The sequence below is a fragment of the Streptomyces sp. NPDC090022 genome (assembly GCF_044748145.1).
Lineage (GTDB): Bacteria > Actinomycetota > Actinomycetes > Streptomycetales > Streptomycetaceae > Streptomyces.
Window position 1 is genome coordinate 44196 of sequence record NZ_JBIVFN010000030.1, and the last position, 13911, is coordinate 58106.

General features: G+C 73.9%; 14 protein-coding genes and 1 pseudogene. 2 read left to right on the forward strand and 13 right to left on the reverse strand.

Features of this window, described 5'->3' with window-relative positions; translation table 11 throughout:
- Positions 1-21: 21 nt before the first annotated feature.
- Together ACIPXB_RS32690 and ACIPXB_RS32695 are read right to left on the reverse strand one after the other, a co-directional pair.
- Positions 22-777: an SDR family NAD(P)-dependent oxidoreductase gene (locus tag ACIPXB_RS32690; protein ID WP_401455832.1), complete on the reverse strand. Its 756-nt coding sequence runs from the start codon at positions 775-777 to the stop codon at positions 22-24.
- 64 nt (positions 778-841) lie between these two features.
- Positions 842-1177, reverse strand: coding sequence for a YnfA family protein (locus ACIPXB_RS32695; protein WP_401455833.1), 336 nt, complete (start codon positions 1175-1177; stop codon positions 842-844).
- Between the two features lie 162 nt (positions 1178-1339).
- Here ACIPXB_RS32695 and ACIPXB_RS32700 point away from each other — a divergent pair, with 162 nt between their 5' ends.
- Positions 1340-1885 (forward strand): hypothetical protein, encoded by a 546-nt coding sequence (locus ACIPXB_RS32700; RefSeq protein ID WP_401455835.1) that lies wholly within the window; start codon positions 1340-1342, stop codon positions 1883-1885.
- A 47-nt stretch (positions 1886-1932) separates the two neighbouring features.
- Here ACIPXB_RS32700 and ACIPXB_RS32705 read toward each other — a convergent pair whose 3' ends face one another.
- Complete coding sequence (locus ACIPXB_RS32705) at positions 1933-2667, reverse strand: Mut7-C RNAse domain-containing protein (protein ID WP_401455837.1); 735 nt, start codon at positions 2665-2667, stop codon at positions 1933-1935.
- A 52-nt stretch (positions 2668-2719) separates the two neighbouring features.
- Positions 2720-3157, reverse strand: a complete 438-nt coding sequence (locus ACIPXB_RS32710; RefSeq protein WP_401455839.1) for a winged helix-turn-helix transcriptional regulator — start codon at positions 3155-3157, stop codon at positions 2720-2722.
- Positions 3158-3304: 147 nt separating this feature from the next.
- On the opposite strand from ACIPXB_RS32710, the gene ACIPXB_RS32715 reads away from it, so the two are divergent.
- Positions 3305-4207, forward strand: coding sequence for an NADP-dependent oxidoreductase (locus tag ACIPXB_RS32715; protein ID WP_401455924.1), 903 nt, complete (start codon positions 3305-3307; stop codon positions 4205-4207).
- Between the two features lie 114 nt (positions 4208-4321).
- On the opposite strand, the gene ACIPXB_RS32720 is transcribed toward ACIPXB_RS32715, so the two are convergent.
- The 9 genes and pseudogenes from ACIPXB_RS32720 to ACIPXB_RS32760 form a co-directional block, all read right to left on the reverse strand.
- Positions 4322-4840 carry a GNAT family N-acetyltransferase gene (locus ACIPXB_RS32720; RefSeq protein ID WP_401455926.1) on the reverse strand — a complete coding sequence of 173 codons (519 nt, stop codon included), beginning with the start codon at positions 4838-4840 and terminating at the stop codon, positions 4322-4324.
- A gap of 69 nt (positions 4841-4909) precedes the next feature.
- Positions 4910-5302 (reverse strand): annotated as a pseudogene (locus tag ACIPXB_RS32725) (GNAT family N-acetyltransferase); the annotation flags it as partial.
- A 26-nt stretch (positions 5303-5328) separates the two neighbouring features.
- Entirely contained in the window at positions 5329-6069 is a 741-nt protein-coding gene (locus ACIPXB_RS32730; RefSeq protein WP_401455841.1) for an HAD family hydrolase, read from the reverse strand.
- The gene (locus ACIPXB_RS32735; protein WP_401455929.1) at positions 6066-6998 is read right to left on the reverse strand and encodes a pseudouridine-5'-phosphate glycosidase; all 933 of its coding nucleotides are present in this window, start codon (positions 6996-6998) and stop codon (positions 6066-6068) included. The genes ACIPXB_RS32730 and ACIPXB_RS32735 overlap by 4 nt, the downstream gene beginning before the upstream one ends.
- A gap of 17 nt (positions 6999-7015) precedes the next feature.
- Positions 7016-7252: a tautomerase family protein gene (locus tag ACIPXB_RS32740; RefSeq protein ID WP_401455843.1), complete on the reverse strand. Its 237-nt coding sequence runs from the start codon at positions 7250-7252 to the stop codon at positions 7016-7018.
- Between the two features lie 25 nt (positions 7253-7277).
- A complete protein-coding gene (locus ACIPXB_RS32745; RefSeq protein WP_401455846.1) occupies positions 7278-11366 on the reverse strand; it encodes an amino acid adenylation domain-containing protein in 4089 nt (1362 codons plus the stop codon).
- Positions 11353-12348, reverse strand: a complete 996-nt coding sequence (locus ACIPXB_RS32750) for an EamA family transporter (RefSeq protein WP_401455848.1) — start codon at positions 12346-12348, stop codon at positions 11353-11355. Before ACIPXB_RS32750 ends, ACIPXB_RS32745 begins: the two co-directional genes overlap by 14 nt.
- On the reverse strand, positions 12345-13013 hold the full coding sequence (upp, locus tag ACIPXB_RS32755; RefSeq protein ID WP_401455850.1) for a uracil phosphoribosyltransferase: 669 nt from the start codon (positions 13011-13013) through the stop codon (positions 12345-12347). Before upp ends, ACIPXB_RS32750 begins: the two co-directional genes overlap by 4 nt.
- Before the next feature lie 246 nt (positions 13014-13259).
- The gene (locus tag ACIPXB_RS32760) at positions 13260-13883 is read right to left on the reverse strand and encodes a hypothetical protein (RefSeq protein WP_401455852.1); all 624 of its coding nucleotides are present in this window, start codon (positions 13881-13883) and stop codon (positions 13260-13262) included.
- Positions 13884-13911 lie beyond the last annotated feature (28 nt).

The window sequence follows — 13911 nt, forward strand, 5'->3', positions numbered from 1 at the left end:
TCGGGCGGGGCGGTCGGAGCGTCAGAGCTCGCGGTGGACCTTGGTGTTCGAGGCCTGGGCGCGGGGGCGGACCACCAGGAGGTCGATGTTGACGTGGCTGGGGCGGGTCACGGCCCAGGTGATGGTGTCGGCCACGTCGTCGGCGGTGAGGGGCTCGGCGACGCCCGCGTAGACCTTGGCCGCCTTCTCCTTGTCGCCGCGGAAGCGGGTGGTGGCGAACTCCTCGGTGCGGACCATGCCGGGGGCGATCTCGATCACGCGTACGGGCTGTCCGACGATCTCCAGGCGGAGGGTCTCGGCGAGTACGCGGGCGCCGTTCTTGGCGGCGACGTAGCCCGCGCCGCCCTCGTACGTGGCGTGGCCGGCGGTGGAGGACAGGACGACCACCGTGCCGTTACCGCTCTCGACGAGGGCGGGCAGCAGGGCCTGGGTGGTGTTGAGGGTGCCGATGACGTTGACCTCGTACATCGTGCGCCAGTCGGCCGGGTCGCCGGTGGCGACGGGCTCGGCGCCGATGGCCCCGCCGGCGTTGTTGACGAGGACGTCACAGCGGGAGAGGGAGGCCGCGAAGGCGTCGACGGCGGCGCGGTCGGTCACGTCGAGGGCGTGGGCGGTGGCGGCGTGGCCGGCGGCGGTGAGCTCGGCGGCGAGGTTCTCGATCCGGTCCTTGCGGCGGGCGGTGAGGACGACGTGGTAGCCGACGGCGGCGAGCTGCCGGGCGGTGGCGGCGCCGATTCCGCTGCTGGCCCCGGTGACGACGGCGGTACGGCTGGTCATGGGGGCGCTCTCCTCGGTCAGGCGATCGATACCCGGCCAGCATAGGACGCTGTCCGGGCGGGCCTCAGCGGCCGCGGGGCGCGTACATGATCAGGGCCATGCCGGCCAGGCAGACCAGGGCGCCGATGACGTCCCAGCGGTCGGGGCGGTAGCCGTCGGCGACGACGCCCCAGGCCAGTGACCCGGCGACGAAGACGCCGCCGTACGCCGCGAGGACGCGGGCGAAGTCGCCCTGGGGCTGGAGGGTGGCGACGAAACCGTAGAGGCCGAGGGCGATGACTCCGGCGCCGATCCAGATCCAGCCCTTGTGCTCCTTGACGCCTTGCCAGACCAGCCATGCGCCGCCGATCTCCAGGACGGCGGCGAGGGCGAAGAGGGCGACGGAGCGGGTGATCAGCATGGGGGCAAGGGTGGCATGAGGAGGTGGGGCGGTGGTGGGGATGAGGGGGCGGCGGGGGTGCGGGGTGTGCGTGCGGATGGGGGTGGGCGCGCCCTCGTTCGTGTGATGGTCCGACTTGTGAGGTGCGGGTGGGGCTAGCGTCCGCGCGTGGAGGTGGTCGCGGTGCGTGCAGCAGCAGCCGTCGTCGTACGAAGTGTGGTCGCGTCGCTGGTCCTCGGGCTGGCCGGAGTCGCCGGGACGGCCGGGGTGGCCGGGGCGGCCGGGGCGGCTCCGGCCGACCGGCCCGCGGGGCCGGTCGGGCCGGTCGGGCCGGCGGAGGCCGACGCCGAGGCCGATGTGGCGTACCACGGCCGGGTGTCGCTGACGCGGGGCCGACTGGCGGTCTGGTTGGTCCCCGAGAACAACGGGCCGGCGGTGGTGCCGGGCGCCACGCTGCGCCTGCGCCTGTCCGCGGACCTGGCCGCCGAGCAGCGGCTGACGGAGGGCTGCGCCCGGGCCGGGATGCGCGAGGTGCTGTGCGAGACGGGCTCGATGCCGCTGCACGGGCAGGGCCGGCACATCGGGCTGGTCCTGGCGCTGGCGGACCGGCCCTCGGAGGTGGTGGTCCGGGTGGACACGTGGTGGAACGGCGGGGCGACCGACCGCAACCTGGTCAACAACGAGCACGCGGTGCTGGCACTGGACACGGGCGACGCGTACGCCTTCTGAGGCACGGGGCCGGGCCGGTACGGTCCGGCCCGGCCCCGCGGCCCGGGTCAGGCGCGGGCGCCGCCGAACTCGGCCACGGACGCGTCGACGATGCGCTCCAGGCGGGCGTGGTGGGCGCCGCGCCAGTAGACGCGCTCGCACGCGGAGCACTGGGCGAAGACGTCGTACGAGCGGTGGGTGCCGCCCTGGAGGCGGTCGCCGACGCTGTCCTTGTCGGCGTCGTGCAGCGGGCCGTTGCAGGCGGTGCAGCGGGTCCACGGGGTCAGGGCGGGGGCGAACCGGCTGAGGACGTCTCGCAGTTGCTCGTCGGGGTTGTCGCTGTAGATGTACGCGCCGGCCCAGATCTCGCGGCGGCGCAGCAGGCCGCGGTCGCGGGAGAGCAGGACGCGCTGCTCGGCGGCGGAACGGGCGGCGAGGGCGGGGTCGCCCGGGTCCTCGTTGTCGTACGCGGCGTCGACGCCGAGCAGGCGCAGGCGGCGGGCGAGGGTGCCGAGGTGGACGTCGAGGAGGAAACGGAGCGGCGCGCCGGGCACCTCCTGGGGGCGGCTGACGCTGAGCACCTCGACCGACTGGCCGCCGGTGGGGACGTAGCTGACCGGGACCTCCTCGCCGTCGACGAGCAGCCGGCCGACCTCGGTGAGCGGGACTCCGGCGGACTCGACGACGTGGCCGAGGCTGGACGAGCCGTCGGTGGGCGTCGGCACGCGGTCGGCGCGGCGGCTCGGCGGGGCGAACAGGCGCAGCTCGGGGGCGAGGGTGAGGTGGATGTCGGGACCGTTCACGAAATCAGCATGCCATTGGGGGGCGGGGCGGGGGCGGGGTTTTCCGGGGTCCTCAGGGGGCGGACCCGGACTCGGCCGCGGACTCGGTCTCGGACGCGTCGTACGTGGCGCGGTGGGCGCTGACCTCGTCGAAGTGGTTCTCGGCCCAGAGCTTCACGGAGGAGAGCAGGCAGCCGAGGCTGGAGCCGAGCGGGGTGAGGGCGTAGTCGACGCGGACGGGGACGGTGGGGGTGACGGTACGGGTGACGATGCCGTCGCGTTCGAGGGAGCGGAGGGTCTGGGTGAGCATCTTCTGGCTGACGCCGGGGATGCGGCGGCCGAGGTCGCTGTAGCGCAGGGGGCCGGGGGCCTGCTGGAGGGCCGGGACGATGAGGCTGACCCACTTGTCGCTGATGCGGGCGAGGAGCTGGCTGGTGGGGCAGTCCTTGAGGAAGGCGTCGTAGGCGCTGCGGGCCTCTTCGCGGCGGGCGGCGGCGGTGCGGGTGGGCATGGGCGGCGGCCTGCTTTCTGTGTCACGGCCCGGCGAACGCCGGGGTGGGGTACGCACTTTGGAGTGCGTACTTACGAAAGGAAAGTACCTCTCCCTAAGTTAGTGCGCATCGGAACGAACGAAGCACGTGAGAGGGAGAATTCCATGATGAAGGCGGTCGTGGTCGAGGGTTTCGGCGGCCCGGAGCAGGTGCGGATCGCGGAGGTCGCGGTGCCGGTGCCGGCGGCGGGGCAGGTACGGATCCGGGTACGGGCGGCGGGGCTCAACCCCGTGGACGGGGCGGTGCGCGCCGGGGTCTTCGGCGGCGGCGACGCCGGTCCGCTCGGGCTGGGCTGGGACGTCGCCGGCGACGTCGACGCGGTGGGCGAGGGAGTCACGGGCTGGACGGCCGGGCAGCGGGTGGTGGGCCTGCACTACGGGCCGGTGAAGCCGCTGGGATCGCACGCGGAGTACGTCGTCCTGGACGCCTCGGCGGTGGCGGCGGCGCCGGAGTCGGTGGGCGTGGCGGAGGCGGCGGTGCTGCCGCTGAGCGGGCTGACGGCGGCCCGCGCGGTGGACCTGCTGGGGCTGCCGGCCGGGGCGTCGGTGCTGGTCACCGGGGCGGCGGGGGTCGTGGGCGGGCTGGCGGTCCAGCTCGCGGCGGCGGCCGGGCTGGTGGTGACGGGCCTGGCGGGAGCGCAGGACGAGGAGCTGGTGCGGTCGCTGGGGGCGGTGGGGTTCGTGGCGCGGGGCGAGGAGAGGGATGCGCCGGTGGTGGACGGGGTGCTGGACGCGGCGGTGCTGGGGCAGGCGGCGCTGGGCTTCGTACGGGACGGCGGGGTGTACGTGGGGCTGCACCCGGGGGCTGGGCCGGCGGGGGTGCGGGAGGTGCGGGTGGTCGAGCAGGAGGTCGTGGCCGACGGCGAGCTGCTGGGGCGGCTGGCTCGGCTGGTGGATTCGGGGGTGCTGACCCTGCGGGTCGGGCAGACGTATCCGTTGGCGGCGGCCGCGGAGGCGCACGCGCACCTGGCGAAGCCGGGGACTCGGGGCCGCCTGGTCCTGACGCCGTGACCCTCCGGCTGGGCCGGCGGCCCCCCGGCGGTGCCGGCCCCGGGGCTCCGCCCCCCGGCGGTGCCGGCCCCGGGGCTCCGCCCCCCGGCGCGGCGAGGCCGGGCCGGCGGGCGGTCAGGGCGTCAGGGGGAGGCGCCAGTCGTGGGTGGTGTGGAAGATGCCCGGGGGGTACTCGAACTGGGTCTCGCCCAGCAGCGTGAAGCCCGCCCGGCGGCACACCGCGTTCGACGCCGCGTGGTCCACGCCCGGGAAGGCGTGCAGCGCCGGCCGTGTGCCGTGGGCGGCCGCGTGGGACGCCGCCGCGGCGACCGCCGCCACCGCCAGCCCCCGTCCCTGGAACTCCGGCAGCACGCCCCACCCCGTCTCGTACACCTCCTCGTCGCGCCATTCCCGCTCCCAGTAGCCGACCGACCCGATGTCCTCGCCCGTCTCCGTCAGCGACACCCGGAACATCCGGCCCGCCGCCGGAGCCGCCGCGCTCAGGGCGACGTAGCGCCGCTGGCGGTCGGCGAGGCGGTCCGCCGCTTCCGGGCCGCCCAGGTAGACGGTCATGTCGGGCGCGTTCAGGCGCTCCAGCAGCGGGAAGTCGGCGTCCGACCACGGGGTCAGGGTCACCGCTCCAAGGCTCAGCATGTATTCCTCCGTGTCCGCGCCCCGTCCGTGCGCCCAGTTCGTTTCCGTACCTGTTACGACGAAGCCGCATCGGGTCAGCACCCGCAGCGATGCCGCGTTGTCCGTCGCCACCCGCGCGTGCAGCGGCCGGTGCGGCTCCCGCGCGAGCAGCTCGCGCAGGGCCGCCGTGGCGATGCCACGCCCCCAGTGGGCGCGGGCGACCCAGTAGCCCACCGTCCGCCGCTCGGGCGGGCCGAAGAGCATGAGCGAGCCCACCATCGAGCCGTCGAGCACGATCGCGTGCGCGCCCACGGCCGGGTCACCCAGGGTCCGCGTCCAGAACGTGTCGAAGGCGGCCCGGTCGTACGGATCCGGGGCGGTGAACGCCGCCATGCGCAGGGCGACCGGGTCGGTCGACATCTCCCAGACGGCCGGGAGGTCCCGCTCCGTCAGCTTCCGCAGGTCAACGTCCACCGTCACCATGGCCCCGCCCCCTCCGTTGCCGTACCTCAACGTGCCGACACGATCGCGCCGATCACCTCGTCGAACGTGTGGGCCACCCACGTCGGTTCCGCCTGCGCGAGCCGGTCCGCCGGGTGGATGCCGTACGTCACGGCGACCGACCGCATCCCCGCCGCCCGTGCCATCAGCAGGTCGTGCGTGGTGTCGCCGACCATCACGGCGCGCGCGGCCGGCAGGCCGAGGCGGTCCAGGATCACCTGGCCGGACTCCGGGTCCGGCTTGGGACGGCTGACCCGGTCGGCACCGACCACGACCGCGAACAGCCCGCGCAGCCCGGCCGCCTCCAGCAGCGCCTCCGCGCTGGCCTGGAGCTTGCTGGTGGCGACGGCGAGGACGACCCCGCGCGCCCGCAGCCGCGCCAGTCCCGACTCGACGCCGGGGAAGAGCAGTTCGCGCGAGCGCGGCAGCACGATCTCGCGGAAGAGCCGCAGGTACGCCTCGACGCCGGCGGTGACGAGCGGGTCGGACTCGGGCAGCTCCAGCAGCGTGGACCAGGCGCGGGGCAGGGGCAGGCCGATGGTCGCCCGGATGGCCGAGGGGGCCACGGCCTTCCCGGCCATCGGATCACGGGAGGTGAGCTCGGCGAAGGCCGCCTCGAAGGTGGTCACGATCGCCCGCGGGGTGTCGACCAGGGTGCCGTCCAGGTCGAAGACCGCCAGGCGGATGTCGGCGGTGGCCGTGATCTCGTCCGCGGTGACGGTGAGAGGGGTGCGTGCCGTGCTCGTCATGAGTCCGTCCCTGCCGTGCTGTACGCGGCGGCCAGGCGGCCCGCCGTCTGGGCGCAGGTCGCCAGCACCGCCATGTTGGCACGGGCCGAGCGCCCACCGGTGGCCGTGTCGACCGCCCGCATAAGGTACTTCGTCAGGCCCTGGCCGACGACGCCGTCGCGCTCGGCGGCCGCCACCGCCTCGCCGATCGCGGCCTCGACCTCGGCCGCGTCGATGGCGTCCGTCTCCCGGACCGGGGTCGTGATCAGGAACGAGGTCGGGCTGCCCAGCGCCCAGTGGGTCGCCACCGCCCGGGCCAGGACGGCCTCGTCGTCGATCCGGTGCGGCGCGCGGTGGCCGCTCGTACGGCAGTAGAAGGCGGGGAAGTCGTCGGAACGGTGGGCGACGACGGGCACGCAGTGGGTCTCCAGGAACTCCAGGGTCAGGCCCAGGTCCAGGATCATCTTCGCGCCCGCGCAGACCACCGCCACCCGCGAGCGCGTGAACTGGACGAGGTCCGAGGAGATGTCGAACGTCTCCTGCGCGCCCCGGTGGACGCCGCCGATACCGGCCGAGGAGAACCAGCGGATCCCGGCGAGTTCGGCGGCCGCCACCGAGGAGGCCACGGTGGTGGCGCCGGGGCCGCCCCGCGCGAGCACCACCGGAAGGTCCCGGCTGGAGACCTTCGGGATGCCCGGCAGGGCGGCGAACCGTTCGATGTCCGCGTCCGTCATGCCCACGCGGATCGCGCCCCGGTCGACATGGACGGTCGCGGGCACCGCCCCGCCGGCCCGGACGGCGTCCTCGACCTTGCGGGCCGTGGCGGCGTTGTCCGGGTACGGCAGGCCGTGCGTGATGACGTTGGACTCCAGCGCCACGACCGCCCGGCCCTCGTGGAGGGCCTCGTGGACCTCCTCGGTGTACTCCACCGGAGGCGCGACGCGGCTCATGTGCGGGCTCAACGGGCTCACGCCTCCTTCCAGTAGCCGGGGGCCTTGATGAGCAGCTCCCGGCGCGCGGCGAACACGGCCACGACCTGGTCGCGCCAGTCCTGCGGCGCCACCGTTTCGAGCGCGATGGACACCTTGTCCTCGGTGACGCCGAAGGTGTCGGTGACGGCGGCGGTGACCGCGTCGTCGAAGGCCTTCAGGCGCTCGGGGGTCAGGTCGTCCTTCGGGTAGTGCTGGACGTGGACGTGCGGCATGAGCGGGGTTCCTTTCAACGGTCAGTCAGTCGGATTCGGTCTCATGGGGGTTCGCGCCGTTGTTCGCGCCGGTGTTCGCGGCGGTGTTCTCGCGGGTGCTGATCGACGTCACCAGTTCCGCCAGGCCCTGGCCCTCCTTGAGCACCTGGTAGTGGTCGGCGGCCAGGCCGAGGACGAGGGGCGGCTCGGCGCTGTAGCCGGAGCTGCCCTCGATGAAGGAGTAGTCGTCGCCCGCCGCGCGGACCAGGGTCACGGGGGCGGCCAGCCGGCGTTCGGCCAGTTCGTGGAAGGTGTAGTCGAATTCGTACGTCTCACCGACGATCCGCGTGATGCGGCGGATCACTTCCGGGTCCAGTTCCGGGTAGCGGCCGGCGACGAAGTCCACGAAGGCGTCCTCGTCCCGGACGGCCGCCAGGCAGCGCTCCAGTCCGGGGCCGGAGAGGGTGCCCGCGAACACCGAGTACAGGATCGTCAGGTAGCCGGGGTTGTCGTACGAGCACTGCCGGCCGTAGGCGCTGCCGTCGGCGGCGCGCACCTCGGGGTTGCCGGGGCAGATCAGCAGCAGGTCCGCGACCCGCTGCCCGGCCTGCTCCAGCTGCCAGGCGGTCTCGAAGGCGACGCGCGCGCCGAAGGAGTAGCCCCACAGCGTGTACGGGCCCTCGGGCTGGATCCGGCGGATCTCGGCGATGTCGGCGGCGGCCATGGCGCCGATGGTGGCGAAGGGGGTCTCGCCGGCGTTGATGCCGGCCGCCTGGACCCCGTAGAACGGCCCGCCGGTGGCCGCCTCGCGCGCCAGCGACCGCAGGTTCATGGGGTAGCCGCCCAGGCCCGGCCAGCAGAAGACGGGGGCGCCGGGGCCGCCGTCGTGCAGGCGGACCAGGCGGGAGGCGGGCCGGGCGGCGGCGTCGCCGTCGGCGAGGCGGCCGGCGAGGTCGGCCAGGCGCGGGTAGTCGAAGAGGGTCTGCATGGGCAGCGTGACGCCGAACTCGCGGTTGATCCAGCGGGTCAGGGTCATCGCGATCAGCGAGTTGCCGCCGGAGGCGAAGAAGCTGTCGTCCATCGACACGGCCTCGTACTTGAGCGCCTTGCCCCAGGCCTCCGCGAGCCGTTCTTCGAGGGGGGTGCGCGGCGGGACGAGGGCGGTGCCCGGGGAGGTGGGGCCGGTGAGGTCCTCGCGGGCGGCGAGCGCCGCGTAGTCGATCTTCCCGTTGGCGGTCAGGGGGAGCGTGTCGAGCACGACCACCCGGTTGGGGATCATGTAGTCGGGCAGCAGCCGGGCGAGGTCGTCGCGGATCATCTCCGTCGGGCCGCGCATGTGGACGGAGTCCTCGCGCATGCCGGTGGAGGAGACCTGCTCCTCGCTGACCTTGCCGCCGAGGAAGAAGTACGAGGGTCCGGGGGCGATGCCGGCGGCCGCGAGGAGGTGGTCGGCGCGGCGGGCGGACGGCAGCGGGTTGCCGGTCTTGGAGGAGTAGCCGGACGACATCAGGCCCAGGCGCAGGGCGTTGCGCTGGAGCCGGTGCAGGGTGCGGCCGAGGTGGATGTACTCCAGCCAGCCGTCCTCGTCGGCGGCGCGGCTGACGGCGGTGATGCCGAAGGCGGCGTCCTCGTACACGCCCTGGTTGATGGCGATGACGTGGCGCTTCTCGACGATGCCGGAGGAGATCCGGACGAAGTCGCCCCCGTCGCCGCCCATGCCACCGTCGGCGCCCGGTGCGGCCGCCTCGTGGCGGTACAGGCCGCCGGGCAGGCCGACCACGTGGCCGGGGTGGGCCTGGACGTACAGCTCGACGGGGTCGGTGGCCGGGCCGTCGGCCGGGGTGGTGTGGGGCACGATCGCGAACGTGCCGAGGTAGTGGTCCTCGGCGGCCACGTCGAGGGCGGCCTTGACGGTCTCCTCGTGGGCGCAGGGCCGGATCGTGAGCCCGTACGCGGGGAGCACCTCGTCGAAGACGCCCAGCATGTGGCCGGTCTCGAACTCCAGGACCTCCAGGATGTTGTTGCTGTACACGGGCTCGATCGCGCGCCGCTTGCCCAGGAAGTGCACGCGCAGTCCGCCGCCCGTGCCGGTGCCGTCCCCGACGCGGACGAGGGCGTGGTCGACGGGGTGGAAGTAGTGGACGCCGGCGTCGACTCCGGCGACGGAGCCGTCCGTCTCCAGGTACAGCTGGGTGGCGTACAGGGCGCCGGGGGAGGCGTACGCGTACTTCGGCAGCAGCCGCTCGAGGCTCTGGAAGGGGCCGAACCAGCGCAGGATCGTGCCGAGTTCGGCGTACGTCAGTTCCTCGACGCCCCGCGCGTACGCCGGCACCCGGCCCGGGGCGGCGAGCAGTTCGCGCAGGTCGTCGCGGGTGACCTTGCCGCCCTCGTAGAAGCGGTAGGTCTTGCGGGCGAACGCCTCGCGGCGCTGGCGCGGGGTCTCGGCGAAGCCGGGCAGGGCGACGGCGGGGCGGCCGGCCAGTTCGGCGGGCTCGCGCAGGCCCGGGTTGGACAGCTGGGCCTTGACCTGGAGCTTGCTCGACTTGGACTGGTGGTGGGAGCCGTGATTGCCCTGGTCCATCAGGGCGGCTTCCTTGGGGTTGAGCTCGACGAGGGCGCACAGCTGCTGGAAGCCGGTGCGGGGGTCGTCGGCGACGAGCGCGGCCGCGCGCCGGACCCAGGTGTGCTCCTCGATGGCGGAGGTGATCTCCTCCAGTTCGACGCGGTAGCCGCGCAGTTTGACCTGGGTGTCGGCGCGGCCGCAGAAGCGGATGGTGCCGTCGGTGTTCCACGCGGCGAGGTCGCCGGTGCGGTAGAGGCGCTCGGAGGGGAGGAAGGGGACGGTGAGGAACCGTTCCTTCGTCTGCTCGGGGAGGTTGAGATAACCACGGGCCAGCTGGACGCCGCCGATGTACAGCTCGCCCTTCTCGCCGATGTTCACCGGGTGCAGGTTCTCGTCGAGGATGAAGCAGCGGGTGTTGTCGACGGGTACGCCGATCGAGACGATCGCGGCCGGGTCCTCGTCGGCGAGGGCGGCGAGGTCGACCTGGTGGGCGGTGGCGTTGATCGTGCACTCGGTGGGCCCGTACAGGTTGACCAGCGAGGCGTGCGGCAGCTGGGCGGCGAAGGCGCGGGCCAGCTTGACGGTGAGGGCCTCGCCGCCGGAGAACACCCGGCGCAGGGAGGCGCAGGAGGGCAGGCGTTCGGTGTCGAGGAGGGCCTGGAGGAGGGTCGGGACGCACTGCAGGGTGGTGACGTCGTACGCGGTGATCGTGTCGACCAGGGCCTCGGGGTCCCGGTAGCTGCCGGGCGCCGCCATGACCACCTGGCCGCCGGCGGCGGGGGCGAGGAGCTCCCACTGGGCGGCGTCGAAGCTCATGGGGGTCTTCTGGAGCACGGTGGTGCCGGGGCCGAGGTGGCCGCAGTCGGTCAGCCAGCGCAGCTGGGAGACGATGCTGCGGTGCTCGATCATCACGCCCTTGGGGCGGCCGGTGGAGCCGGAGGTGTAGATGACGTAGGCGAGGTCGTCGGGACGGGCTTCGGCCGGGCCGCCGCCGGGGGCCTGCGGGCCGCCGCCATGGGCCGCGGAACCGTCGTAGCTCCCGTACCTCTCGGAGCCGTCGCAGCTCTCGTACCTCTCGTACCTCTCGGAGCCGTCGTAGCCCTCGTAGCTCGTGCCGGTGGGGTCGGCGTCGTGCGCGTCGGGCTCGTCCACCACCACGATCCGTGTGCCGTCGGGGACCAACTCGCGTAACCGCAACGCCAGATGTCTCTGCGTCACCACGTACCCCAGCGCGGCGTGCTCGACCATGTAGCGCAGCCGGTCCTGCGGGTAGTCCGGCGACAGCGGCAGGTAGGCGCCGCCCGCGGCGAGGATGCCCCACACCCCGGTCATCAGGTCGAGGGAGGGCTCGGCATACAGGCCCACGGGGGTGCCGGGGCCGGCGCCGAGCCGGGTCAGGCGCGCCGCGAGGCGGCCCGCGGCGGCGTCGAGGCCGCGGTACGTCAGCTGCCGGTCCGCGCAGCGGACGGCGACCGCGTCGGGGCGGGCCGCGACCTGCCGGCGCAGCAGGTCGGGCAGCCGGGTGGCGGAGGCGGTGGCGGACATGCTCGTGGGGATCTCATCCGTCTTCATGGTGCCGACCATGGCCGAGGGGGCTCGATTGCCTATCGAGGGTCTCTCCGTACTTCATGAAGTCGGGGGCGGGCGGGCGGGACGGCAGGGGCGGGTGCGGCCGGCGGGGCGTCAGTTCCGGGCGGGCCTGCCGGGGCTGGGCCACGAAGACCGCCGCCAGCACCGCGGCCGCGCCGACGAGCTGGAGCGGCGAGAGGCGCTGCCCGAGGACGAGGTAGCCCAGCGCGGTGGCGGCCAGGGGCGAGACGAAGCCGAGGAAGGACACGGCGAGCGCGGGCAGCCGTTCCACCCCGCGGAACCACACGGCGTACGCGAGCAGCGCGCCGATGCCGCCCAGGTACGCGAACCCGGCCAGGTTCTCCCCGGTGACGGAGTCCGGCAGGCCCTCGCCGAGCAGCATGACCGGCAGCAGGACCAGCCCGCCGACGGCCAGCTGCCAGCCGGTGAAGGTCAGCAGTCCGACGCCCTCGGGCCGGCCCCACCGCTTGGTGAGCACGATCCCCGCGGCCATGCTCGCGGCGGCCAGCAGGCCGCCGGCGACGCCGGTCGCGTCGAGCGCGGCCTCGGGCCGCAGGACCAGCAGGCCGACCCCGGTCGCGCCGAGGGCGCAGGCCACGACGTGGACGGGCCGGATCCGGTCCTTCAGCAGCAGCGCCGACAGCAGCAGTACGAACATCGGCTGGACGGAGCCGACCAGGGCCGCGACCCCGCCGGGCAGGTGGTAGGCGGCGACGAAGAGGAAGGTGAAGAAGGCGCCGATGTTCAGGACGCCGAGGACCAGGGCCCGCCCCCACCAGATGCCGCGGGGCAGGGCCCGGCCGATCGCGACGAGGACCAGCCCGGCCGGCAGGGCCCGCGCGGTGGCCGCCAGCAGCGGCCGGTCCGGCGGCAGCAGCTCGGTGGTGACCAGGTACGTCGAGCCCCAGACGGCGGGTGCCAGTGCGGTGACGGCGGAATCCGTCGCGAGCCGGTGTCCGCTCACCGCCGGACCAGGGCCGCGTCGGCGGTGCCGAAGAAGCGGTCCCCGAAGTCGCCGATGCCCGGGATCATGAAGGCGTCGCGGTTCAGGCACTCCTCGGTCGACGAGGTGATCATCGTGACGTCGGGGTGGGCGCGGCGTACGGCGTCGATGCCCTCGGGCGCGGCGAGGAAGTTGACGAGGACGATGTTCTCCTCGCGCACGCCGGCGCCGAGGAGGACGTCGATCGCGGCGTTGGCGCTGCCGCCGGTGGCGAGCATCGGCTCCAGCACCAGGACGTGCCGCTCGGCGATGTCGTCGGGAAGGTTCCAGTAGTGCAGGCGCGGCAGCTTGGTGGTCTTGTCCCGCTGGATGAGGATCTTGCCGACGCGGATGCCGGGGATGAGCTGGCGCAGCTCGTCCGCCATGGAGTCCCCGGCCCGGATCACGGGGACGGCGCACAGCTTGCCGGTGAACTTCAGGCCCGGGTAGGTCTCGCCGACGGGGGTGGTGACCTCCTGCTTGTCGAAGGGCAGCAGGTCGAGGGCGGATTCGAGGAGCAGGCGGATCACGCGGCGCGAGTAGAGGACGAAGTCGGCCCGGGAGGCGTCGCGGTCCCGGATCACGGTGTGCAGGGCGCGCAGCTGGTTGCTCTGCGGCAGCTGGTGGACCTTCTGGGTGGTCGGCATGACACCTGCTCCAGGGGGTTCCGTAGGGGGGCCCGAAAACAAAACAGATTCTCGGTTAGCGGATGCCCCCGGCGGAATGCGTCAGGCCCCGGGATGGCCGTAAATCACGGTTGGCGTCACCAACCCCCGCGGGGCCCGGGCGCCCCGGCCCCGCCCGACCAGCACAGGGGTCCCCGCCGACCGCTGCCGCCGGCGCCGCGCACGCGGCCGCCCGGTGTCCGGATCACGCCTGCCGTCGGACAGGGCTCAGGGCCAGACCAGGCAGTACGGCTGGTGGCCGGCCTCGTGGAGGCGGTGGGAGAAGTCCTGCCACTCGTGCAGGAGCTGGTACACGTTGAAGGCGTCGCGCGGGCCGCCGCGGTCGGGGACCGTCGACCAGATGAAGGCCGCCGCGCCGACCGATTCCTCGCCGATGTCGCGCAGCGGGTCGACCACCGTCATGGGGAGCTTGACCACCGCGTAGTCGGGGTGGAGGACCACCAGCTCCAGCGGCGGGACCTTGTGCAGGGGTATGCCCTCGATGCCGGTCAGGACCATCGCGGCCACCGTCTCCGGCTTGATCTTGGTGAACATGCCGCCCATGCCGAGCTCGTCGCCGCCGAGCTCCTCCGGGCGCATGGTGACCGGCACCCGGGCGGCCGTCGCGCCGTCCGGGGCACCGAAGTACTTGTACGTCACGCCCATGCCGCGGCCCCCGATCGCGGTCCCGGCGTCCTCCTCGGCACCGGGCCCGCCGGCCGCCGTCGTCTCGGGTCCTTCGGTCCGCTCGGCGGCCGCGCGTCGCCGGTGCCTGCCCAGGCGACGGGACTCGCGGGCGCGCTGCGGGTCCAGCCCGTCCGTGCCCTCGCCCGGTCCACCACCGCGTTGCATATCTCCACCCGACTGGTATTGCCCGTAC

What these genes read in the sequence shown, in the direction of transcription:
- ACIPXB_RS32715 (WP_401455924.1), top strand. Translation starts at nt 3,305, where the DNA reads ATGAAGGCGGTCGTGGTCGAGGGTTTCGGCGGCCCGGAGCAGGTGCGG.
- ACIPXB_RS32745 (WP_401455846.1), bottom strand. Translation starts at nt 11,366, where the DNA reads ATGAAGACGGATGAGATCCCCACGAGCATGTCCGCCACCGCCTCCGCC.
- ACIPXB_RS32730 (WP_401455841.1), bottom strand. Translation starts at nt 6,069, where the DNA reads ATGACGAGCACGGCACGCACCCCTCTCACCGTCACCGCGGACGAGATC.
- ACIPXB_RS32710 (WP_401455839.1), bottom strand. Translation starts at nt 3,157, where the DNA reads ATGCCCACCCGCACCGCCGCCGCCCGCCGCGAAGAGGCCCGCAGCGCC.
- ACIPXB_RS32695 (WP_401455833.1), bottom strand. Translation starts at nt 1,177, where the DNA reads ATGCTGATCACCCGCTCCGTCGCCCTCTTCGCCCTCGCCGCCGTCCTG.
- ACIPXB_RS32760 (WP_401455852.1), bottom strand. Translation starts at nt 13,883, where the DNA reads ATGCAACGCGGTGGTGGACCGGGCGAGGGCACGGACGGGCTGGACCCG.
- ACIPXB_RS32735 (WP_401455929.1), bottom strand. Translation starts at nt 6,998, where the DNA reads ATGAGCCGCGTCGCGCCTCCGGTGGAGTACACCGAGGAGGTCCACGAG.
- ACIPXB_RS32740 (WP_401455843.1), bottom strand. Translation starts at nt 7,252, where the DNA reads ATGCCGCACGTCCACGTCCAGCACTACCCGAAGGACGACCTGACCCCC.
- ACIPXB_RS32720 (WP_401455926.1), bottom strand. Translation starts at nt 4,840, where the DNA reads ATGCTGAGCCTTGGAGCGGTGACCCTGACCCCGTGGTCGGACGCCGAC.
- upp (WP_401455850.1), bottom strand. Translation starts at nt 13,013, where the DNA reads ATGCCGACCACCCAGAAGGTCCACCAGCTGCCGCAGAGCAACCAGCTG.
- ACIPXB_RS32690 (WP_401455832.1), bottom strand. Translation starts at nt 777, where the DNA reads ATGACCAGCCGTACCGCCGTCGTCACCGGGGCCAGCAGCGGAATCGGC.